This is a genomic window from Erwinia sp. INIA01 (assembly GCF_025947915.1).
Classification (GTDB): Bacteria; Pseudomonadota; Gammaproteobacteria; order Enterobacterales; family Enterobacteriaceae; genus Erwinia; species Erwinia coffeiphila.
The window spans coordinates 237,458-260,932 of record NZ_JAPDNC010000007.1 but is presented as its reverse complement, the minus strand read 5'-3'; the positions used below and the strand labels follow the sequence as shown (position 1 = coordinate 260,932).

Annotated in this window: 18 protein-coding genes; 12 read left to right on the top strand and 6 right to left on the bottom strand. The window is 52.3% G+C overall.

Annotation, left to right across the window (positions count from 1 at the left end; genetic code table 11):
* Window positions 1–147: 147 nt before the first annotated feature.
* From osmY to deoD, 8 genes are all read left to right on the top strand, one after another.
* Window positions 148–759 (top strand): molecular chaperone OsmY, encoded by a 612-nt coding sequence (gene osmY / locus OMR58_RS14520; RefSeq protein ID WP_200545103.1) that lies wholly within the window; start codon window positions 148–150, stop codon window positions 757–759.
* 136 nt (window positions 760–895) lie between these two features.
* Window positions 896–1,057 carry a DUF1328 domain-containing protein gene (locus OMR58_RS14515; RefSeq protein ID WP_105594818.1) on the top strand — a complete coding sequence of 54 codons (162 nt, stop codon included), beginning with the start codon at window positions 896–898 and terminating at the stop codon, window positions 1,055–1,057.
* A 106-nt stretch (window positions 1,058–1,163) separates the two neighbouring features.
* Entirely contained in the window at window positions 1,164–2,210 is a 1,047-nt protein-coding gene (locus OMR58_RS14510) for a patatin-like phospholipase family protein (RefSeq protein ID WP_264546276.1), read from the top strand.
* Entirely contained in the window at window positions 2,207–2,983 is a 777-nt protein-coding gene (locus tag OMR58_RS14505; RefSeq protein ID WP_264546275.1) for a TatD family hydrolase, read from the top strand. The genes OMR58_RS14510 and OMR58_RS14505 overlap by 4 nt, the downstream gene beginning before the upstream one ends.
* A 285-nt stretch (window positions 2,984–3,268) precedes the next feature.
* Window positions 3,269–4,048: a deoxyribose-phosphate aldolase gene (deoC, locus tag OMR58_RS14500; RefSeq protein ID WP_200545106.1), complete on the top strand. Its 780-nt coding sequence runs from the start codon at window positions 3,269–3,271 to the stop codon at window positions 4,046–4,048.
* Window positions 4,049–5,124: 1,076 nt separating this feature from the next.
* Window positions 5,125–6,447: a thymidine phosphorylase gene (gene deoA / locus OMR58_RS14495; protein ID WP_264546274.1), complete on the top strand. Its 1,323-nt coding sequence runs from the start codon at window positions 5,125–5,127 to the stop codon at window positions 6,445–6,447.
* A gap of 63 nt (window positions 6,448–6,510) precedes the next feature.
* Window positions 6,511–7,737 (top strand): phosphopentomutase, encoded by a 1,227-nt coding sequence (gene deoB, locus OMR58_RS14490; protein WP_264546273.1) that lies wholly within the window; start codon window positions 6,511–6,513, stop codon window positions 7,735–7,737.
* A gap of 85 nt (window positions 7,738–7,822) precedes the next feature.
* A complete protein-coding gene (gene deoD, locus OMR58_RS14485; RefSeq protein ID WP_105594813.1) occupies window positions 7,823–8,542 on the top strand; it encodes a purine-nucleoside phosphorylase in 720 nt (239 codons plus the stop codon).
* Window positions 8,543–8,599: 57 nt separating this feature from the next.
* On the opposite strand, the gene OMR58_RS14480 is transcribed toward deoD, so the two are convergent.
* Both OMR58_RS14480 and OMR58_RS14475 read right to left on the bottom strand, forming a co-directional pair.
* Entirely contained in the window at window positions 8,600–8,992 is a 393-nt protein-coding gene (locus tag OMR58_RS14480; protein WP_264546272.1) for a DUF4354 family protein, read from the bottom strand.
* A gap of 121 nt (window positions 8,993–9,113) precedes the next feature.
* Window positions 9,114–9,824, bottom strand: coding sequence for a YtjB family periplasmic protein (locus tag OMR58_RS14475; RefSeq protein WP_264546271.1), 711 nt, complete (start codon window positions 9,822–9,824; stop codon window positions 9,114–9,116).
* 125 nt (window positions 9,825–9,949) lie between these two features.
* Here OMR58_RS14475 and serB point away from each other — a divergent pair, with 125 nt between their 5' ends.
* Genes serB through nadR form a run of 3 tightly spaced genes read left to right on the top strand, consistent with a single transcriptional unit; the run spans window position 9,950 to window position 13,598 of the window.
* On the top strand, window positions 9,950–10,927 hold the full coding sequence (gene serB / locus OMR58_RS14470) for a phosphoserine phosphatase (protein ID WP_264546270.1): 978 nt from the start codon (window positions 9,950–9,952) through the stop codon (window positions 10,925–10,927).
* A 9-nt stretch (window positions 10,928–10,936) separates the two neighbouring features.
* The gene (radA, locus tag OMR58_RS14465; protein ID WP_105594809.1) at window positions 10,937–12,319 is read left to right on the top strand and encodes a DNA repair protein RadA; all 1,383 of its coding nucleotides are present in this window, start codon (window positions 10,937–10,939) and stop codon (window positions 12,317–12,319) included.
* A gap of 49 nt (window positions 12,320–12,368) precedes the next feature.
* Window positions 12,369–13,598, top strand: a complete 1,230-nt coding sequence (gene nadR, locus OMR58_RS14460; RefSeq protein ID WP_347710571.1) for a multifunctional transcriptional regulator/nicotinamide-nucleotide adenylyltransferase/ribosylnicotinamide kinase NadR — start codon at window positions 12,369–12,371, stop codon at window positions 13,596–13,598.
* A gap of 195 nt (window positions 13,599–13,793) precedes the next feature.
* Here the strand turns inward: nadR and OMR58_RS14455 are convergent, their stop codons facing one another.
* On the bottom strand, window positions 13,794–14,795 hold the full coding sequence (locus OMR58_RS14455) for a zinc-binding alcohol dehydrogenase family protein (protein WP_264546268.1): 1,002 nt from the start codon (window positions 14,793–14,795) through the stop codon (window positions 13,794–13,796).
* A gap of 95 nt (window positions 14,796–14,890) precedes the next feature.
* Here OMR58_RS14455 and OMR58_RS14450 point away from each other — a divergent pair, with 95 nt between their 5' ends.
* Complete coding sequence (locus OMR58_RS14450) at window positions 14,891–15,787, top strand: LysR family transcriptional regulator (protein WP_264546294.1); 897 nt, start codon at window positions 14,891–14,893, stop codon at window positions 15,785–15,787.
* Window positions 15,788–15,910: 123 nt separating this feature from the next.
* On the opposite strand, the gene OMR58_RS14445 is transcribed toward OMR58_RS14450, so the two are convergent.
* The 3 genes from OMR58_RS14445 to OMR58_RS14435 all read right to left on the bottom strand — a co-directional run bounded on the left by OMR58_RS14445 (window position 15,911) and on the right by OMR58_RS14435 (window position 22,906).
* Complete coding sequence (locus OMR58_RS14445; protein WP_264546267.1) at window positions 15,911–17,989, bottom strand: two-partner secretion domain-containing protein; 2,079 nt, start codon at window positions 17,987–17,989, stop codon at window positions 15,911–15,913.
* A gap of 140 nt (window positions 17,990–18,129) precedes the next feature.
* Window positions 18,130–21,138 carry a two-partner secretion domain-containing protein gene (locus tag OMR58_RS14440; protein ID WP_264546266.1) on the bottom strand — a complete coding sequence of 1,003 codons (3,009 nt, stop codon included), beginning with the start codon at window positions 21,136–21,138 and terminating at the stop codon, window positions 18,130–18,132.
* Window positions 21,139–21,193: 55 nt separating this feature from the next.
* Window positions 21,194–22,906 carry a ShlB/FhaC/HecB family hemolysin secretion/activation protein gene (locus tag OMR58_RS14435; RefSeq protein ID WP_200561987.1) on the bottom strand — a complete coding sequence of 571 codons (1,713 nt, stop codon included), beginning with the start codon at window positions 22,904–22,906 and terminating at the stop codon, window positions 21,194–21,196.
* Between the last annotated feature and the right edge of the window lie 569 nt (window positions 22,907–23,475).

The window sequence follows — 23,475 nt, the reverse complement described above, 5'->3', positions numbered from 1 at the left end:
ATATTCATTTCTAAAGGACGCAAAACGGACGGCAGCGACTGCTGCGAGATTGACGGTTATGGACAACCGAAACCAAATCTACAGCTACGCCGTTTGTAGCTGAAAAGCTCACCGTTGTGAGTGATGAAGACGAAAAGGAACGAATCGATGATGAAGACTAAGATTGCTAAAACTCTGATGGCTGTACTGGTAGGTTCTGCGCTGGTGGGCGGTTCTGCAATGGCGGAAGAGTCCATGATGAACAAAGCGCAAAGCTCAGCCGACAGTGCGGGTTCAAAAATCGATAGCTCTATGAAAAAAGTCGGTAACTACATGGATGACAGCGGCGTAACGGCGAAAGTTAAAGCGGCGCTGGTAGATGACGAAGCGATCAAAAGCACGGATATCTCCGTCAAAACCCATGAAGGCGTAGTGACGCTGAGCGGCTTTGTGTCCTCACAGGATCAGGCTGAAAAAGCGGTCGCGCTTGCGAAGGGAATTGAAGGGGTGAAATCCGTCAGCGATAAACTGCATGTAAAAGACAGCACTAAGCAGAGCGTAAGTGGTTATGCCGGTGATGCGGCAACGACCAGTGAAATTAAAGCTAAACTTTTAGCTGATGACATCGTGCCGTCGCGCAACGTGAAGGTTGAAACCACCAACGGCGTGGTCCAGCTTTCCGGTACGGTGAAAACACAGGCGCAGTCTGAGCGCGCTGAAGGAATTGCCAAAGCCATTGATGGCGTAAAAAGTGTGAAGAACGATCTGAGCGTTAAATAGCAAAGAAGACATTCAGTCAGCCTGCTGTTGCTGAGCTGAAAAACATCCCGGACTGATTCCGGCGGAGGTTAACCGATGCCGGATGATGAAGAGATGCAAGCCGTTCGATTTCAACTTTGGTGGTAAGGAGAAGCTTATGTTTCGTTGGGGCATTATCTTTCTGGTTATCGCGCTGATTGCAGCCGCGTTAGGTTTTGGTGGTCTGGCTGGTACTGCGGCGTGGGCGGCAAAACTCGTCTTCGTCGTGGGTATTATTATCTTCCTGGTAAGTCTGTTTACCGGACGTAAGAAGCTCTAGCAGCCGAAACAATTAAATCGAATTGCAACAAAAAGCAAAAAGCGCCTTACGGGCGTGACTGAGACCAGGTATCCTCTGAGGTTCTTGTGTTAAGAGGATACCTGACTTGGGCAAACGCATCCCGATAACCCTCGGCAACATCGCGCCGCTGGGTCTCAAACCTTTCCGACCGGGCACGATGGCCCTGGTGTGTGAAGGCGGTGGGCAGCGCGGTATCTTCACCGCTGGCGTACTGGATGAATTCCAACGTGCTCACTTCAATCCTTTCGACCTCCTGCTTGGCACCTCCGCCGGTGCGCAGAATCTTTCTGCCTACGTTTGCGGTCAGCCCGGCTATGCCCGACGGGTGATCACCCGCTACACCACCAGCAGCCAGTTCTTTAATCCACTGCGCTTTGTGCGCGGCGGCAATCTGATCGATCTCGACTGGCTGGTGGATATCACCCGCAAGGAGTTTCCGCTGGCGCTGGATGCCGGGGAAAAACTGTTCCGCTCCGGCCGTGAGTTTTATATGTGCGCATGCCGCAGCGACGACTACGCGGCGAACTACTTTTCGCCCGATGCTGACAGCTGGCATGACATTATTAAAGCGTCTAGCGCGATCCCGGGCCTGTATCGCAATGGGGTGGATCTGTCCGGCGTAAGCTACCTGGACGGCGGCATCACTGATGCGATCCCGGTGCGCGAAGCCGCGCGCCTGGGGGCGGACACCATTGTGGTGATCCGTACCGTGCCGTCGCAGATGACCTATACGCCACAGTGGGTGAAGCGCATTGAGCGCTGGCTGAGCGACAGTGCGCTCCAGCCGCTGGTGAACATCCTGCAGCTGCACGAGGATAGCTATCATCAGATCCAGAGCTTTATTGATTCCCCACCCGGCGGGCTGCGTGTGATTGAAATTTATCCGCCGCGCGCACTGGCCAGCAACGCGCTGGGCAGTCGGGTGGTGTCACTGAACCAGGACTATCATCTGGGCCGCCGCTGCGGGCGTTATTTCCTCGCCACGCTCGGCCAGTGGCTGGGCGGCAGTCAGCTGCATCCGAAAGCCGTGGTGCCGCCTGCCCCGGTGGCAAACGAACCCGATCGCCAGGGGATCATCATCGATCCTGCCGCGGGATTTGACAGCGAACTGGATAAAGGATCTCTGGCATGAGTCTGCAATTTGTTGATACCCACTGCCATTTTGACTTTCCTCCGTTTGTTGGAAATGAGCAGGAAAGTCTGCGGCTGGCGGCGGAGGCGGGCTTAGAGAAAATTATCGCCGTCAGCGTGTCAGCCGAGCGCTTCGATCGCGTTATGGTGCTGGCCGCTGAGCATCCCTCGATCTATGCCGCACTGGGGCTGCATCCGATGGCGATTGACGAGCACGACGAGAGCGCACTGGCCGCGCTGGAGGCGATCCTGCGCCAGCGGCCTGGCAAGCTGGTGGCGCTGGGTGAAATGGGGCTGGATCTGTATATTGAGAATCCGCAGTTTGAACGCCAGCAGGCAGTGCTGGATGCTCAGCTTCGTCTGGCGCGTGATTACGATCTGCCGGTGATCCTGCATTCACGCCGAACGCACGACCGGCTGGCGCAGCATCTGCGCCGCATTGAAGTGCCGCGCCGTGGTGTGGTCCACGGTTTTGCCGGTAGCGAGCAGCAGGCGCTGGCGTTTATCCGTGCGGGCTACGCCATCGGCGTGGGCGGCACCATCACCTATCCCCGCGCCAGTAAAACGCGCAATGCTATCGCTCGCCTGCCGCTGAGTTCGCTGCTGCTGGAAACGGATTCGCCGGATATGCCGCTGCAGGGCTTTCAGGGTCAGCCTAACCGGCCTGAACGCGTGAAAAACGTCTGGCAGAGCCTGTGCGAACTGCGTTCTGAACCCCCCGAACTGATCGCTGAAACCATCAGAGAAACGACCCGCGCGCTGTTTGCCCTGTAAACGAACTATCCTGATAGCAGGCGCAGCGCAATTCACTTCCCTCGTCACACTAAATGTTATTATTGTAACATTACAGTGATATGCTGCCTGTAACAGACCGATGGCAAGGATCGCACACGGATAATGTGTGATTTATCTAACATTAAATGCAATAATCCTGAAAGATAAAACGCCTTATTGTGACCTGTGCTGCAAAAATTACTCTATCGTAGTGTTACTATTCTAACATTGTAGGGTGACTGCTGCGTCAGGCCTGACCCTTAATTCCCATTTCTGGAGAGAACCATGTCCGATGTGAAAACCCAGGCGCTGCGCGCGCTAAAACTGATGGATTTAACCACGCTGAACGATGACGACACCGATGCGAAGGTGATTGCCCTTTGCCATCAGGCGAAATCCCCGGCGGGTAACACGGCGGCGATCTGCATTTACCCACGTTTTATTCCTGTCGCCCGTAAGGCGCTGCGTGAGCAGGGCACTCCTGAAATCCGTATCGCGACGGTGACCAACTTCCCGCACGGCAATGATGATATTGAGATTGCCCTGGCGGAGACCCGCGCTGCGATTGCCTACGGTGCAGATGAAGTCGACGTGGTTTTCCCGTATCGCGCGCTGATTGCCGGTAACGAAACCGTCGGTTTTGAGCTGGTAAAAGCCTGTAAAGAGGCCTGCGCGGCGGCGGGCGTGCTGTTAAAAGTGATTATCGAAACCGGTGAGCTGAAAGACCCGGCGCTGATCCGTAAAGCGTCATCGATTGCGATCGATGCCGGTGCTGATTTTATTAAAACCTCAACCGGTAAAGTGCCGGTGAACGCCACGCCGGAAGTGGCGGAAATTATGATGCGGGTGATTGCCGAGAAGGGCGTGCAGCAGCAGGTTGGCTTTAAGCCAGCGGGCGGCGTGCGCACTGCCGATGATGCGGCGCTGTATCTGAAGCTGGCCGATGACATTCTCGGCAGCGGCTGGGCTGACGCGCGTCACTTCCGCTTTGGTGCATCGAGCCTGCTGGCCAGTCTGCTGAATGCGGCGGGTTTTGCCGGGGCGAGCAGCGATAGCAAATATTAATAGTGTATTCGCTTTGATGGGGCGGGTTTTGCTGGCGTAGCGGATACGGCAGGTCGTGGCTGGAGCGTTAAGGCTTTTGGGACGAAAGGTTGGTTTAGTCGATTTAGTCGCTTTAGTCGCTTTAGCCGCTTTGGTTGTCGTGGGTGTTTCGGGCCTCTGCGGTGGCTTGATGGCGGTCCTCGCGCCGCGCTTTGCGCGGTGCCTTCGGCTCCGGCATCCGGCCTTACGGATCGGCAATGAGCGGGCGTCCTGCCCGCGCATTGCCTGACGTCAGCGTCCCTGCTGCCGTCTCCGGGCCAGCTGCCTTCGCCTCTGCGCTGCGGATTGCCATCAAGCCACCGCAGAGGCCCTTTACTCTCAGGCATTCCAATTGCTGTTTTCAACGGCTAAACCAGTGGAACAAAGCGGGCTGGCGGTGTCGGTGGTCGGGTTAATCTGATGTGCATAGCAATTGAGCGCAATAGATGCCGGATGCAGCAGACATAGTATTCAAACAAGCATCAGCTCTGGCGTTTCGCAGACGACACTGACGGAACAAAGCAGGCTGGAGGTGTTGGTGCTCGGGTTAATCCGATGTGCATAGCAATTGAACGCAATAGATGCCGGATGCAGCAGACATAGTATTCAAACAAGCAGCAGGTCTGGTGTTTCACAAAAACGACACTAACGGAACAACGCGGGCTGGCTGTGTCAATCTGGTGGCCACAGCATTGAACGCAATAGACGCTGGATGCAGCAGACACAGCATATAAACAAACATCAGACCCGGTGTTTTCGCAAAGACGACACTAACGAAACTAAGCGGGCTGGCGGTGTCTGTGGGCAATCCGCAGCGCTGAACGGAGAGAGGAAGCCAGGATGCGCCCGCAGGACGCGGGCGCAAGGCTCGGTCGGCACAAGGATGTGCCGTCTGAGCCGGTCCGGCAGGCTGACGAGCGGAGTGAAGGCACCGCAAAGCGGCGCGAGGACCCGCCCTGGACACAGACACCGGCAGCCAGCGTAGACCGCTATTCCGGCAGGCAACGACATCGGCATCGATCGTCATACCGGCCACACTAAACTTATTGGAGGTTACCGTGTTTCTGCCACAGGAAATTATTCGAAAAAAACGTGACGGACAGGCGCTGAGCGAAGAAGAAATCCGCTTCTTCATCAACGGTGTACGCGACAATACGGTCTCTGAAGGACAAATTGCCGCGCTGGCAATGACCATCTATTTCCACGACATGTCGCTGCCGGAACGCGTGGCGCTGACCATGGCCATGCGCGACTCCGGATCGGTACTGAACTGGCAGTCGCTGAACCTCAACGGCCCGATCGTCGACAAACACTCCACCGGCGGTGTCGGTGACGTGACCTCACTGATGCTCGGACCGATGGTCGCCGCGTGCGGCGGCTATGTGCCGATGATCTCCGGTCGCGGCCTCGGCCACACCGGCGGCACGCTGGACAAGCTGGAAGCGATCCCCGGATTTGATATCTTCCCGCAGGACGATCGTTTCCGGCAGATCATCAAAGAGGTTGGCGTGGCGATCATCGGCCAGACCAACTCGCTGGCCCCGGCGGATAAGCGCTTCTACGCCACCCGTGATATCACCGCGACGGTGGATTCGATCCCGCTGATCACCGCCTCGATCCTGGCGAAAAAACTGGCCGAAGGGCTGGATGCACTGGTGATGGATGTAAAAGTGGGATCGGGTGCGTTTATGCCAACCTTCGAACAGTCCGAACTGCTGGCGCAGTCGATCGTCGGCGTAGCAAACGGTGCGGGCTGTAAAACCACCGCGCTGCTGACCGATATGAATCAGGTACTGGCCTCGACCGCCGGTAACGCCCTGGAAGTCCGTGAAGCGGTGCAGTTCCTCACCGGAGAATACCGCAACCCACGCCTGCTGGAAGTCACCATGGCGCTGTGCGCCGAGATGCTGATTTCCGGTGGCCTTGCCGGGTCGGATGAAGAGGCGCAAACCAAACTGCAGACCGTGCTGGATAACGGCCGCGCCGCAGAAATCTTTGCCCGCATGGTGGCCGCACAGAAAGGACCGACCGATTTTATCGAGCGTATGGACAGCTATTTGCCTGCGCCGATGCTGAGCAAAGCGGTTTACGCCGATCGGGCCGGTATCGTCAGCGCCATGGATACCCGTGCGCTGGGCATGGCGGTCGTATCGATGGGCGGTGGTCGCCGCCGCGCCAGCGACAGTATTGACTACAGCGTTGGACTGAGCGGCGTCGCGGCCCTTGGCACGGTGGTGGACGGCCAGCAGCCGCTGGCGGTGATCCACGCTTCCAGCGAAGAGAGCTGGCAGGAAGCCGCTGCCGCCGTCAAAGCGGCGGTCACGCTGTCTGAGACGCAGCCCGAGAAAACACCGGTTATCTATCGCAGAATCTCGCAATAAGCGGTATTCTGTTCTGATCGCATTTTTTTAACGCTCATCGCGAAAATCGCGCAGGAGATCAGGATGAAACGTGCATTTATTATGGTGCTTGATTCCTTTGGAATAGGCTCCAGTAAAGACGCCGACAAATTCGGTGATAAAGGCTCGGATACCCTCGGACACATTGCCGAGGCGTGCTTCAAGGGTGAAGCCGATAAAGGGCGTAAAGGTCCGCTAAACCTGCCTAATCTGACCAAACTGGGTCTGGGCAAAGCCGCAGAGGCCTCCACGGGTAAATTCCCGCTGGGACTGGATAAAGACGCGGAAATCATCGGCGCTTACGGCTATGCCAGCGAGCTTTCCTCCGGTAAAGATACGCCGTCCGGCCACTGGGAAATCGCCGGCGTGCCGGTGCTGTTTGACTGGGGCTACTTCAGCGATCTGGAAAACAGCTTCCCGCAGGATCTGCTGGATCTGCTGGTGGAAAAAGCCAACCTGCCGGGTTATCTCGGTAACTGCCACTCGTCCGGTACGGTGATCCTCGACAAGCTGGGCGAAGAGCACATGAAAACCGGTAAGCCGATTTTCTACACCTCTGCCGACTCGGTGTTCCAGATTGCCTGCCACGAAGAGACATTTGGCCTCGATCGTCTTTACGAGCTGTGTGAAATCGCCCGCGAAGTGCTGACCGAAGGCGGCTACAACATTGGCCGCGTGATCGCGCGTCCCTTTGTAGGCGATAAGGCCGGGCACTTTGAGCGTACCGGCAACCGTCACGATCTGGCGGTAGAGCCACCTGCACCAACCATCCTGAAAAAACTGGTGGATGAGCAGGGGGGAGAAGTGATTTCGGTGGGTAAAATTGCCGATATCTATGCGCACGTTGGTATCACTAAAAAAGTGAAAGCCACCGGTCTGGACGCGCTGTTTGACGCCACCGTGACGGAAATGACCACTGCACCGGATAACAGCATCGTGTTCACCAACTTCGTCGACTTTGACTCCACCTGGGGTCACCGTCGCGACGTTCCGGGCTACGCGGGCGGGCTGGAGCTGTTTGACCGCCGTCTGCCGGAGCTGATGGCGCTGGTGAAAGAGGGCGATATTTTGATCCTCACCGCCGACCACGGCTGCGATCCGACCTGGACCGGAACCGAACATACTCGCGAACATATCCCGGTGCTGATCTATGGACCTGGCGTGAAGCCGGGCTATCTGGGCTATAGCGATACGTTTGCCGACATTGGTCAGACGGTTGCCAGCTATTTTGGCCTGTCGCCGATGGAATACGGTAAAAACCTGCTGAAGTAATGCTGTCGCTCCAACGGGCGGCAACACGTAATACTACTCATAACCGGCCAGGCACCAGCCTGGCCTGATAAATAAGGATTAAAATATGGCTACGCCTCATATTAACGCTGAGATGGGTGATTTCGCTGACGTGGTTCTGATGCCGGGCGACCCGCTTCGCGCGAAACATATCGCGGAAACCTTCCTGCAGGACGCGGTAGAAGTGAACAACGTGCGCGGCATGCTGGGCTACACCGGTACTTACAAAGGCCGCAAAATCTCTGTAATGGGCCACGGCATGGGTATCCCGTCCTGCTCAATCTATGCGAAAGAGCTGATCACGGAATTCGGCGTGAAGAAAATCATTCGCGTAGGTTCATGCGGTGCGGTACGCGCCGACGTTAAACTGCGCGATGTGGTGATTGGTATGGGCGCTTCCACCGATTCCAAAGTGAACCGTATGCGCTTCAAAGACCACGATTTTTCAGCGATTGCTGACTTCGATATGGTGCGTAACGCGGTAGATGCAGCGAAGGCGCTGGGCGTAGATGCCCGCGTGGGGAATATCTTCTCCGCCGATCTGTTCTACACACCGGACCCGCAGATGTTTGACGTGATGGAGAAATACGGCATCCTGGGCGTGGAAATGGAAGCGGCCGGTATCTACGGCGTTGCCGCCGAGTTCGGCGCAAAAGCGCTGGCGATTTGTACCGTGTCCGATCATATCCGCACTCACGAGCAGACTACTGCTGCCGAGCGCCAGACGACCTTCAGCGATATGGTTGTGATCGCGCTGGAGTCGGTTCTGCTGGGTGATAAAGAGTAATTCCCCGCTGAGGCTGGCATTCGCCAGCCTCGCTGTTTCCCATTTTCTTGCGCGTTTTTAGCTGCAGTTATGTGCAATCTTCAACTGGTTGACATCGAAAACGCTGTCATCAGCCGCGGAGAATACCGCCAGACCGGTCACTTTTTTCTGCGGTTTAAGCTTCCCTTTGGTCAGAACGTCCTGAACCCGGGCAACCGGAAATTCTTTGCCCTCGTGGGAATAACCGCGCAGGCAGATACTGTTCAGATCGACCGAATTTGACGTCAGATTTTCCAACGTGACCTCGAAGGTTTTTCCGTAGTTGTTAAGATCGCCCTCAGACCTTGAGGTCTGTTCTTTCTCGGTCGCGTAGACGGTCAGACCTTTTGGAACGCTGTCAGCAAAGGCCGAGCTGGAAAAATACAAGCCTGCTGTGGCGATCAGAATGGCGATCAGAGAGTTCCGTTGCATATGTTTCTCCTTAAGTTTACTGGGTGCACAAAGGCGGCGCTTATGCGCCTTACCGATAAACAACATGCTGCGGAACAGGGAATCTGTACAGGACACGAAGAGCTATTCCAGAGGAATAGCTCTATTTGTTGGTGGGGACTTTTGGTGAGTCTTTTACGTCATCGGAGGCGGGAGAATCGCTCTCGGTTTCGCTTTCAGTATCGCCGTCGCTGTCTTCACGGAGGGGATTATTCGCGGTCAGCAGGAACGGCGACTGCTGCCAGCGGGTGCGGCGATCGCGCAGCAGGGTGCGGCTGAGAATAATGCCGATAGCCAGTGCCAGCAGCATCATCAGCCGCAGGATGTTGGTCGTGTTATCCACCTGCTTGGCTTCGGTGACCAGTACGTGGGTATCCAGGGTAACGCGCAGAAAGCCGCGTGGGCCATCTTTACTGGTCAGCGGCTGGACAATCTGATGATTGAAGTAACTACCGGCACGCTGGCCGTCCAGCGCCAGGCGGTCGCGTACATTGATGGTTTCGCCGCTGCGGGCGATCAGGCTGCCGTCATCATCGTAGACCGCCGCGTCGAGAATACGGCTTTCATGGGTCAGCTGGTCGAGGGTATCAACGATTTTCTGGTGATTATCGTCAGCGTTTTCCATCAGCGGCGTCAGGGTCCACGCCACCTGACGGGTCAGCGTCTGGGCCAGTTCTTCAACCTGCCCCGAGCGGGCCATCTGGCGGCCAAGACTGAACCAGGATGCGCCCTGCATCAGTACCACCAGCAGCGCCAGGCAGATCAGCACAATCACCGTTCGGTGCAGGCGGAATTTAAGTTTGGCTTTTGCCATCGTGACCCTTCAAAAAATAGACAGACAGACCTGCTTTATGTTGCCAGAAGGCGGGCTAACAGGGTAGCCTCTTGCCAGCTTTATCGTCGTTCTGTCGAAGTTATTAAGTCCCTACAGGAGCTGTAATGCCAAATAGTCTGACCTGGTGCGACCTGCCTTCCGATGTCTCTCTCTGGCCGGGGTTACCTCTTTCTCTCAGCGGTGATGAAGTGATGCCGCTGGACTACCGCGCGGGCCAAACCGGCTGGTTGCTGTATGGGCGTCAGCTCGACAAAGCCCGCCTGACGGACTATCAGCACCGTCTGGGTGCGGCGATGGTGATCGTCAGTGCCTGGGGCGTGGAAGATTATCAGGTGCTGCGCCTGGCGGGTTCCCTGACCCCGCGCGCCACCAAGCTTGCCCATGAACTGGGTCTGGACGTTGCGCCGCTGGGCCGCATTCCCCATCTGAAAACGCCGGGCCTGCTGGTGATGGATATGGATTCGACGGCGATTGAAATCGAGTGCATCGATGAGATTGCCAAGCTGGCTGGCAGCGGCGAGCTGGTGGCCGAAGTCACCGAACGCGCGATGCGCGGCGAACTGGACTTTGCCGCCAGCCTGCGCCAGCGCGTGGCCACGCTGAAAGATGCCGATGCCAATATCCTCAAGCAGGTGCGCGATGTGCTGCCGCTGATGTCGGGTCTGACTTCGCTGGTGCAGAAGCTACAGGCGCTGGGCTGGGAGGTGGCGATCGCTTCCGGCGGCTTTACTTATTATGCCGAGCACCTGCGCGACACCCTGCACCTGTCGGCCGTTGCCGCTAACGTGCTGGAAATCCGCGACGGTAAACTGACCGGTGAAGTGCTGGGCGATATCGTTGATGCGCAGTATAAAGCCGACACGCTGAAGCGTCTGGCCGAGCGGTTTAACATTGCGCCGGAACAAACGGTGGCGGTGGGCGACGGCGCGAACGATCTGCCGATGATTAAGGCCTCCGCGCTGGGTATTGCCTACCACGCGAAGCCAAAAGTTAATGAACAGGCCGCGGTGACCATTCGTCATGCGGATCTGATGGGCGTGTTCTGTATTCTCAGCGGCAGCCTGGTTCACGAAGAGCGTTAAGGGGAAGTTTTGGCTAAAGCGGTAAAACGCGCCTTTGTCTGTAATGAATGTGGCGCAGACTATCCGCGCTGGCAGGGGCAATGCAGCGCCTGCCATGCCTGGAACACCATCACCGAGGTGCGGCTGGCCGCGTCTCCTGCTGCTGCGCGCAACGAGCGCCTGTCAGGCTACGCCGGCAGTGCCGGGACCAGCCGCGTGCAGAAGCTGTCGGAAATCAGCCTTGAGGCGCTGCCGCGCTTTACCACCGGGTTTAAAGAGTTTGACCGCGTGCTGGGCGGCGGCGTGGTGCCGGGCAGTGCGATTCTGATCGGCGGTAATCCGGGGGCGGGCAAGAGTACGCTGCTGCTGCAAACCCTCTGTAAGCTGTCGGAGGGAATGAAAACCCTCTACGTTACCGGGGAAGAGTCATTGCAGCAGGTGGCGATGCGTGCGCATCGCCTGGGGCTGCCGACCGAAAATCTGAATATGCTGTCGGAAACCAGCATCGAGCAGATCTGCCTGATCGCCGAGCAGGAACAGCCGAAGCTGATGGTGATCGACTCCATTCAGGTGATGCATATGGCGGACATCCAGTCGTCGCCGGGCAGCGTAGCGCAGGTGCGCGAAACCGCCGCCTATCTGACGCGCTTCGCCAAAACCCGCGGCGTGGCCATCGTTATGGTCGGCCACGTCACCAAAGATGGATCGCTGGCCGGTCCCAAGGTGCTGGAGCACTGCATCGACTGTTCGGTGCTGCTGGACGGCGATGCCGACTCACGCTTCCGTACGCTACGCAGCCATAAAAACCGCTTCGGTGCGGTGAATGAGCTGGGCGTGTTTGCCATGACCGAGCAGGGCCTGCGTGAAGTCAGCAACCCGTCGGCGATTTTCCTCAGTCGCGGTGATGAAGTCACTTCGGGCAGCTCGGTAATGGTGCTGTGGGAAGGAACGCGGCCGCTGCTGGTAGAGATTCAGGCGCTGGTCGATCACTCGATGATGGGCAATCCACGCCGCGTGGCGGTGGGTCTGGAGCAGAACCGCCTGGCGATCCTGCTGGCGGTGCTGCATCGCCACGGTGGTCTGCAAATGGCCGACCAGGATGTCTTTGTTAACGTGGTGGGCGGCGTGAAGGTCACTGAAACCAGCGCCGACCTGGCGCTGATGTTGTCGATGGTCTCCAGCCTGCGCGATCGTCCACTGCCGCAGGATCTGGTGGTGTTCGGTGAAGTTGGCCTGGCCGGGGAGATCCGTCCGGTGCCGAGCGGCCAGGAGCGAATTTCTGAAGCGGCAAAGCATGGTTTCCGCCGAGCTATCGTTCCCGCTGCCAACGTACCGAAGAAAATGCCGGAAAATATGAAGGTTTACGGAGTGAAGAAGCTGGCGGATGCGCTGGCGATTCTTGACGACCTATAATGAGACAGGACGGGCCGAACTGGCCCGCCGATCGCGCAGGAGGCATGTTGTGTCGTCGTTTGATTATCTGAAAACCGCCATTCGCCAGCAGGGCTGCACGCTGCAGCAGGTTGCTGACGCCAGCGGCATGACCAAGGGCTACCTGAGCCAGCTGCTGAATTCCAAAATTAAAAGCCCCAGCGCGCAAAAGCTGGAGGCGCTGCACCGCTTCCTTGGCCTGGAGTTTCCGCGCCGTGAAAAAACCATCGGCGTGGTGTTCGGCAAATTCTATCCTCTGCATACCGGCCATATTTATCTGATCCAGCGCGCCTGTAGCCAGGTGGACGAGCTGCATATCATCATGGGCTACGACGAACCGCGCGACAAAAAGCTGTTTGAAGACAGTGCGATGTCGCAGCAGCCTACCGTCAGCGACCGCCTGCGCTGGCTGTTGCAGACCTTTAAGTACCAGAAAAACATTCGCATTCACTCGTTTAACGAAGAGGGGATGGAGCCTTATCCCCACGGCTGGGACGTGTGGAGTGAAGGCGTGCGCGCCTTTATGGACGATCGTGGTATCGTGCCCGACCGCATCTATACCAGCGAAGAGGGAGATGCGCCGCAGTTTAAAACGCATCTGGGCGTGGACACGGTGGTTATCGACCCGCAGCGATCGTTTATGAGCATCAGCGGCGGGCAGATCCGCCAGGACCCGTTCCGCTACTGGGAATACATTCCCACCGAAGTGAAGCCGTTCTTCGTGCGCACCGTGGCGATCCTCGGCGGCGAGTCCAGCGGGAAATCGACGCTGGTCAACAAGCTGGCGAACATCTTCAACACGACCAGCGCATGGGAGTTTGGCCGCGATTATGTCTTCTCGCACCTTGGCGGCGATGAGATGGCGCTACAGTATTCCGACTACGATAAAATTGCGCTGGGGCAGGCTCAGTACATTGATTTCGCGGTGAAATACGCCAATAAAGTGGCTTTTATCGACACCGATTTTGTCACTACTCAGGCCTTCTGTAAGAAGTATGAAGGGCGTGAACATCCCTTTGTACAGGCGCTGATCGATGAGTACCGCTTCGATCTGGTGATTCTGGTGGAGAACAATGTACCGTGGGTGGCCGACGGCCTGCGCAGCCTGGGCAGTTCGGTCGATCGCAAAGAGTTCCAGGAACTGCTGGTATCGATGCTGAATGAGAACGGCATCAGCTTTGTTCACGTCGAGCAGGATAATTATGACGAACGCTTCCTGCGCTGTGTGGATCTGGTGAAGGAGATGCTGGGCGCGCAGTAAAGGCGGCAGGGGCTGTAAACGTTTCCTGCTGCAACCGGCGGCGGTGGAAGGGTGTCACTGCTGTCGTGAATTCTCTCCACCGCACTGTAACGGTGGAGAGAGACGGATTGCGCATCATGATGCACTTGTCACTGAGCCCGGCATCAAGCTATCGAGCGGCAATTGGTGCGATCCGGATGCTGGCCCCGCCGAGACTCAATACACAATCACCACTTTGCCACGCATATGGCCTTCCAGCACCAGCTGATGCGCTTCGGTCAGGGTTTCCACACTCAGGCCATGCAGCGTTTTACTGAGCGAGGTGGCAATTTCACCCTCATCCAGCAGCTTCGCGGTGGCATCCAGAATCTCGCCCTGGCGGGCAATATCGTCGGTGGTGAACATGCTGCGAGTGTACATAAACTCAAAATGCAGCGCTGCGCTTTTCAGCTTCAGCTGATCCATGCTGAGCGGTTTCTCATTTTCCACGATGGTACAAATCTGCCCCTGCGGCGCGACGATCTGGCTCATCGCTGACCAATGGCCGTCGGTGTCGTTCAGGCAGAAGATGTAATCGACATATTTGAGGCCGTGCTTCTCCAGCTCCGCCGCCATATCTTTGTAATCAATCACCAGGTCGGCACCGCGATCTTTACACCACTGTGCGGAATCCGGGCGCGAAGCGGTGGCGATCACTTTGACTTTGCTGTGCAGTTTGGCAAACGGGATCGCCAGCGATCCCACGCCGCCCGCACCGCCGACGATCAGCAGCGTTTTACCTTCTGCTGCCTTGTCGATCTGCAGACGATCGAACAGACCTTCCCACGCGGTCAGCGCGGTGAGCGGGATCGCCGCCGACTGCGCCCAGTCGAGGTTACGCGGCTTGTGGCCAGTAATACGTGCGTCAATCAGCTGATGCGTGGCGTTGCTGCCGGGGCGGGTGATATCACCCGCGTAATAAACTTCATCACCGATGTTAAAACCGCTGACCTTGCTGCCAACGGCCAGCACTACACCGCTGGCGTCCCAGCCGAGAATACGCGGCTGCTGCAGGCCGTTCTTCTGCGCGCCTTTGTGTACTTTGGTATCGACCGGGTTAACCGAGACGGCCTTCACTTTCACCAGCAGATCATACTCGCCTGGCGTCGGCTGCGGCTGCTGAATTTCAATAAACTGCTGCGGGTTTTCCGGGTTAATGGCAATCGCTTTAATGGTCATACTGTTCTCCTTAGTGAGTTAACACCAGTGTAGAAGCTCAGCGCGATGATGATAAGATGGACAATAACGCACTCAGTGTTCTTCTCAGGTGAACAATCATGTTCAGACAGCTTCAGGATATGGCGCTCTTTGCGCTGGTGGCCGAATGCGGCAGCTTTACCGCCGCGGCGAAACGCGCCGGTCTGCCGAAATCCAGCGTCAGCCAGCGCATCAGCCAGTTAGAGCAGGCGCTGGGCCTGCGCTTACTTAATCGCACCACCCGTCAGCTGAATCTGACCTTTGCCGGGGAGCGCTATCTGGTGCACTGTCAGGAGATGTTGCAGGCCAGTGAACGTGCCGGGCAGGCAATTGAGCGCCTGCGGGAAAACCCCAGCGGTCGGCTGCGCATCACGTCCCCCGCTGGCATCGGTGCGACGCTGCTGGCGCGGTTTAACGCCGCATTTCAGCTGGCTTACCCCGACGTTACGCTGGAGGTGCTGGTCTCCGATCAAATCCGCGATCTGGTTCAGGAAGGATTTGATATTGCGCTGAGAACTGGACAGCCGCAGGATTCATCGCTGATTGGCCGCCGGATTGGCTACTGTGAGCGGCTGCTGGTGGCTTCGCCCGAGTATCTTGCGCATCATGCGCCACTGTGCGATCCCGGACAGCTTTCAGAGCACCGCTGCATTGCCCATCATGCCTGGAGCGAATGGGGGCTGAAGCGCGGGAATGACTATTATCGCTGGCTGCTGCCGCCCACTCATATCACTGATAATCTGGTTTATGCCCGCGAGTGTACGATAAACCATGCCGGCATCACGCTGCTGCCGCGCTTTCTGACGGAAGAGGCAATAAATACAGGGATTCTGAAACAGGTATTACCTGAGTGGGAGGTGGAAGGGAATGAATTATGGCTGGTGTATCCGGGACGTAAACTGAATACGCCTGCGCTGGCTTCATTTATTGAATTCGCCATGCATTCTGAGGTATTCAAATCTTTCTACATCTAGTGAAGGCAGTGAATGTTCTGGATGGGGCATTGGCAACTAATTAAAAACAATTTTGCCAGTATGCGTCTACAGATAACCGCATTTGAAAAAAGGGCGGCCATTATGGCCCGCCCTCTCGTTAACTTAGTTTTTAATAATTTTTCTGGTGAATCCTCTAACGGTTGGACCCATAAAGCTAGGGGCTATTGTGCTGTTTTTACTCACGATATAGGTTAAGTTCTTGTTGAAAAAAAGATGTGCAGAAGTATAAGCATTAGACCGAATACTTCCCGGAGTTGTAAGTACAGCATTGCCATATACACTCAATGAAGATGGCAGGAACATACCCAATCTCCCTGCGGTTACGGATAAGTCACCAGTTACAGTGAACTGATCTTTCATGTCAATAGAACCATTTTCGGCACTGATGGTCAGATTCTTGTGAGTGCCGCCGATGCCATTAAGACGTCCAAGGTACACGTTGCCATTTTTTGAGGTCAGCGAAGTGTCACGCATATTATTCGTGCTATTATTATAATTGATGTCTTTGTTAGCAGTTATCTGAACATTGGAATAAGCATAAGACTTATTAATGTCGACAGTATCTGCACTGATTTTGGCAACAGGGATAATATCGGAACCATAGTCAGCCCGTGGATTGAATTGTTTTATCGTTACGTTTTTATCAGCAGAAATTGTCAGGTTAGACATGGTATTTAAACGATCCAGGATAACATTTTTTGCGGTGATTGAGGCATTACCACTGTTAATGTCCGTATCAAAATTATTATATTTAAGAGTCGTTACAATTGCACCAATATTAACGTCGTTGTCAACTTTAATGTTGACATTTTTAGCGCTGAGAGTATTCAACTGTTTTGGTGACCACGGATACTCCCCTGCCGAAGAACTTGATAGAAGATTGTTCGCAGTAATGTTGACGTCACTGCCTACCACCATGTCTTTATTGAGAGTCATATCCCCCGATGCTTTTACGGTCAAATTACCCTCAAGATCAGAATCTCCCAGGGTGATATTTCCGGATGGGGAATTTTTTTCGGATGAACCCTTTATAGCAGTCAGGTTAGTATTACCTTTAACATTGACATTATTCAGAGTGATATTTTTAGCATTAACATTTAGATTGTTAGTGTTATTACTTTGTGGCTCGTATGAGTAAGTTTCATCAGTGACGTTGATGTATGGCATAATAATTTCATTTTTTGCATCTAACGTCATGTTTTTACCGGAAGTCAGGGCCCCATGAGGTTCGTTCCCGTTGTCCAGAGATTTAGAGATAATGTTATTACCAGAAACATTGAGGTCACCATCAACTTTAACACTTCCCATGACGTTGACGTCTTTGGTCGAGGTTATACTGCTATTGCCATGAGCGGTTACCTGTCCGCCAAGGTTAATATCACCGTTGGCAGAGAGGGAAACACCACCATCAAGAAGACTCTGGACGCCTTTTGCTTCAAGTACGCCGGTATTATTAATGACGCCGCGTGTTAAGGTATCCGTAGCCCAGGCAGTGAGCGTCACATCGCCCCTGTCAGAAATGATAATACCACGGTTGTTAATTAATGCATTCAGGCTGCCTTTATTAACTTTAACGGACATCTTACCCATTTCCGGGAATAACAGAGTTATATCGCTTCCTGAGGCGAGGGCAGTACCGTTGTACTTACTGTAAATCTTACCGTTATTCGTGACTTCACCTCCACCCACCAGGGCAACGTCTTTTGCGGCGGTAATATCCCCTTCGTTAACGATTTTGCCCTTTCCATTCCCTTTGAGGTTAATATTTCCGCTAAGAAAATCTTTGTTGCTGATATCCAGGGACGATGCAATCAGGCTGCCCACGTTGACTGATGAGCCTTTACTGATGAGCACCCCGTGAGGGTTGACAATAAACACCTTACCATTTGCATTCAAGGCACCAGCAATCACCGTTGGATCAATATTGTTGATTTTATTGAGGATGGCAGCGTTTGCGTTAGGCTGGTTGAAATTCAGGCTTTCATTTTTTCCGACGTTCATGTTGTTCCAGTTAACAATCATTTTGTCAGTATTTTGTTGAACCTTTACCTGGTTTCCATTTTTGATAATGGAGCCTAAACCGGAAACCACAATACCCGAACCTACAGCGCTTGCCCCACCAACAAACGATAGCGCGACGGCTAAAGCAAGCGGTCTGATTACTGCATTTCTGTTTTCCATAACATTCCCTTTGTGCTTATACAGAGTAAAGGCATTTTTGTCTAAAATTTTCTTTTAGAAATTAATGCCTATGGTTATCCAACCAGTGGATTTATGCATTTTAAAAAAAGGCGGCCATAATGGCCCGCCCTTTCGTTAACTTATTTTTTAATGATTGTTTGGTTTTTTCCAAAAACCCACGGTTTTGTATATTGATTATAGGCAGTAATTTTACTGTCCTTACTCAGGATATACGTTAAGTTTTCGTTGAAATTATGACTTGTAAAGAAAGTACTAGAGGTAATATCTCCCGGGGTTGTGAAGACAGTATTGCCATATACATTTAAATCATATGGCAGGGAGATGCCGGGTTTTCCTGCGGTTACGGATAAGTCACCAAAAACAGAAAGATTATCTTTAATGTCAACCTTATTCGCAGCATTAATAGTCAGCGTTTTGTGACTGGCTCCATCGCCATAGTTTCCTTTTCCAAGGTACACGCTGCCATTTTTTGATGTCAGCGAAGTGCCTTCCGTATTTGCACTGTTATTATAATGAATATCTTTGTTAGCTGTTATCTCAACCTTAGCAGAGGCAGAGGACGAATCAATGTTGACAGTATTTGCATTGATTTTGGCAACAGCGCCATTATCGCTGCTATTGAAGGAATATCCGAGTGGCCTGAATGTTCCTATCGATACGTTATCCTTAGCGGAAACTGTCAGGTTGGACATGGTACTTAAACTATCCAGAGTAACATTGTTTGCGGTGATCAAGGCATTACCATCTTTAGTGGAATAATAATCATCAGGGTCTGCTGTAATCCCGCCAAGCTTAATATCATTGTCAACCTGAACGTTGACATTTTTACCGGTGAGACTACTCAGTCTTTTTGGTAACCACGGATACGGCCCTTCCGAAAAATCTGATAACAGATTCTTCGCATTGATGTTGATGTCACCCCCCGCTACCAGGTTTTGATTGAGAGTCATATCCCCCAATGCTTTTACGGTCAAATTACCCTTGAGGTCAGAATCTCCCAGGGTGATTGAGCCATCGGTGGCAGTCAGGTTAGTATTTCCTTTAACATTGACACTATCAAGTTTAATGTTTTTCGCAGTGACATTCAAATTGTTAATATCATTACTTTGTGATTCGCCCCAGAATGAGTAATTACCGTCATTGACGCTGATGGTTGGCATAAAAATGTCATTTTTCGCCACTAACGTGATGCTTTTATTCGAATTAAGGGAGCCAAAAGCTTCGTTATCCCATTCGAATGGAGATTCAGAAGTGATGTTATTACCAGAAACCGTGAGGTCACCACCAACCTGAACTCGTCCTTTAACGATGACATCTTTGGCTGCAGTTATATTGCTATTTCCATATAGATTGCTATCACCATTGAGATAAACATTCTTATCCCCTTTGATATTAAGATCTTTATCAACGGATGAGTTTAAATCTAAAGAAATATCTTCTGTGTTTGACAGGTTTAACGAATTCACATTGGTGCGAACTGTATCAATACGGTTTTTCCCTGCGCTAAAATCATAATCCCCACTATTCAGTTCAAGCCTGTTTGCTGAGATTTTTCCCTTCGCGCTTTCTGATGCTTTACTAGCATACACATTCAGCGTGTCGGCTTGCGTATTTCCGGAAAGATCCATCTTAACTGCTTGATAGTTGACATCATTTCCTACAGTATTGGTGCCTTCACTCTGCTGGAAATTATTGCCACTTAAGATAATACTATCAGACACAATATCTGCGTTCTGTCTCAGGTCTGAACCACTGTGCAGTTGGGTAAAATTCTCCATGTTGATTTTTGCACCGGCGGCCTGATTAACCTGTTGTGCAGAAACCAGAAGACTTTCACCCTTCATCTGGCTGTTGATATTGACTGTTTTATCACTATTTAACGTCAGATTGCCGTAATCTTGTTGAGCATTATTGACGTTAATATCACCGTTGGTATTCTGAATTCTTAACGAATTTCCACTTTTAGCAACGGCTTCTATCAAGCCGGCGCTCACCACACCTTTTTCGTTACGGATCTGATTTTCAGTTTTTACCGAGGTATCAGCGATGTCAATATTTTTGCCTGGTGTGCGTGCATACACCTCAACATCACCGGAAAACGCTGACTGGTGGCCTGTTGCCGTAGTCAAGACGTTGTCGGCGGAGATCGCAGTGGTTCCTCTTTTAGAGTCGATACGGCCAACTTTAACATACCCATTTTCGCGGGTGCTGCTCAGTATGGTAGAGTCTGCGCTAAGTTCAGCCCCATCGCTTACGTTAATATTCTTACCGACAGCGTCGATTTTCCTGGCATACTGAGCGGTTACCCGTCCGCCAAGGTTAATATCGCCGTTGGTGGAGAGGGAAACGCCGCCATCAAGAATATACTGGAAACCTCTTGCTTCCAGTACGCCGGTATTATTAATGACGCCGCGCGTTAAGGTATCCGTAGCCCAGGCAGTGAGCGTCACATTGCCCCTGTCAGAAATGATAATGCCGCCGTTGTTAATTAACGCATTCAGGCTGCCTTTGTTAACTCTAACGGACATCTTACCCATTTGCGGGAATAACAGAGTGATATCGCTTCCTGAGGCGAGGGCGGTACCGTTGTACTTGCTGTAAATCTTACCGTTATTCGTGACTTCACCGCCACCCACCAGGGCTACCTCTTTTGCGGCGGTAATATCCCCTTCGTTAACAATTTTTCCTTTTCCATCGCCTTTCAGGTTAATATTTCCGCTAAGAAAATCTTTGTTGCTGATATCCAGGGACGATGCAATCAGGCTGCCCACGTTGACTGATGAGCCTTTACTGATGAGCACCCCGTTAGGGTTGACAATAAACACCTTACCATTTGCATTCAAGGCACCAGCAATCACCGTTGGATCAATATTATTGATTTTATTGAGGACGGCAGCGTTTGCGTTAGGCTGATTGAAATTCAGGCTTTCATTTTTTCCGACGTTCATGTTGTTCCAGTTAACAATCATTTTGTCAGTATTTTGCTGAACCTTTACCTGGTTTCCATTTTTGATAATGGAGCCTGAACCGGAAACCACAATACCCGAACCTACAGCGCTTGCCCCACCAACAAACGATAGCGCGACGGCTAAAGCAAGCGGTCTGATTACTGCATTTTTGTTTTCCATAACATTCCCTTTGTGCATATTTATAGTAAAGGCATTTTTTGTCTAAAATTTTCTTTTAGAAATTAATGCCTGTGGTTATCCAACCAGTGGATTTATTTTGTGGGCCGAGAAGTTCATCTTTCCCCTGCCGCCATGCATAGCTGGCATTAATAAAGAACCGGCTATTCAATTGATAATTCAACCCCACGCCATAACCCTTAAGCACTATTTTTTGCGTTGAGGGTGCGAATTTTTGAATTTTGCCTTTGCCATAATCGTAGAAGAGATTCAGGCTGGCATTCTCGAACCAGGGCAGTGCCAGATTCAGCGCGGGGGAGGCGACCCAGCCGCTGTCCACGCTGGCAGCAGAGTTGCTGTATGCCCGAACGGCGTAGGGCCCGCCCAGCGACATTTGTTCAGCCCCATCCAGGTTTTTACTGGTTTGCTGCCCCGAAAAATTCAGGGTGAAGCTAATGCGGGGGTAAAGCGCCTGCATAAAAGTGGCATTTTCAGTCAGCTTAACGAAACGGCCCCGGGTATGATTGCCGTTCCAGTCATCCAGATTGGTCAATCTCCCAATGGATGGGGATAACTGATACTGCAAAATATTCGGTCTGTTCCAAAGCTCACCCTGATTGTCACCGGAAAGCTGTAACGACAATATCGGTGCGTGGCGAATGTTTTTCATCCCCCAGAACTTATCCTGCATGCGCTTGTAGTCAAACGTAGCGCCAAGATTGATCGTCCTTCTCTCACGGCGTAACAGAGTCCAGCTACTATAGAGTGAGGCGACGTCGGCAAAGCCATCCCCCAGTCCGTGTAAAACCGGCCCGCCTAGCCGATAACTCACGCGGGATACGGCGGCACCTAAACGCCATCCCTTAACGCTAACCGGTGCATCATAGGACAAACGGCCTATCAGCGTATTACCGTGCTTACTGTCGTTGTTTGTCTGCAGAAAGTCCGGTGCGGCATAGGCCAGAGCCTGGAGCCTGTCCCCTATTCCTAACGGACTGTTGACGTTCAGCTGCACTCCCAGACGACTGCGTCCGCTGGAAAGTGATCCCATATTGTCAAACAGCACCGTACCGTTGAAACGCGGCGCGGCAGTGAGGTCAAGGGCCAATATGCTGCCGCCAGCTTCGTTACCCGCACTAAGAAAAGATGAAAGATTATCCACGCCGGGCAGATCGGAAATACGTGACATGGATGTTTCTAATGCTTTAATTTTATCTTTTAATTCATACATCTGTGCAACATAACGGTTAACCGTTTTATCATTAACCAGCGAGCTATTCTGATTAATTTTAATGGCTTCAATATGACCGTTCATGACGTTCATTGTCAGTATTCCATTCTGCATTTTTTGCTCTGGAATATAGGCGTAACTTAACCTTTCACCGTGTTTCTGAAGCAGGTTGGTAATATTAATAGCGAGGTTTTTTAATGCGGGAAACGTCATATTTTTATTTTTGTAACGATCGACTAACTGTTGAACATCACTTTTAGCGTTTTCCGATACATCTTTAACGACCACTTCGGATATAAATACGGTTGGCCCCCCTTCATCTTCCTCAACCTGTTTTTCCGTCGGTGAAGAAAGTTTTTCCGTGTTTTTTGTAGGCAAAGGGGGGGGGGTTGTTAATACAGGGTTGTTTTGTAATAACTGACCACTAACAGAACCAACTTCGGCCGAAAATGTTTGAAAAGGATGAGAGAATAATGTTAACGCAAGCAATCCGGCTTTGCGTTTCATAAAAGGGGAAGAGGCAAAAAATCTTTCCTTCATAAAACTTTCCCTGTAAATACGTCAAAGCAAAAGATAGCTAAACATCCATTTTTAAAAATGCACCCTGGATATGATACGCAGATTTGCAATAAATCAGGTGTGTTATTTAACAATCTTCTAGGGTGAGAATGTTAAATCAATTCAATTAGCAAAACAATAGCTGTATTACTAATAATTTTGAGAAAATAAAAAAATAAGAAATATTACTAAAGAAATGTTCGATATATGTTTTTCATTAAATTCAACGAGATGCCTCTACGTGGTGTTAGAAGTTCGAGTGGGGCGGTGTATTATTCTTTCTTTATAGTGAAAATTCGCTGAATTAAAGATGATTACATCGCATAATTAGCAGGACCCCCACCTCCAGCGATATGGGAGATTATTGAGATTATACTTATAATGCTTAAATAGACGTTAACTTTTACAAACAGAAAACGTGTAATAAATATTTTTACAGGATGATGTTCAAAAGAGGGGGAAGGATTTCCGGTACAGATAAAAAAAGCCACGGTCTAAGGCCGTGGCTTGAAGGCGTTGAAATGGCAGAGTCCTGGAGAATCCGCCGGTTT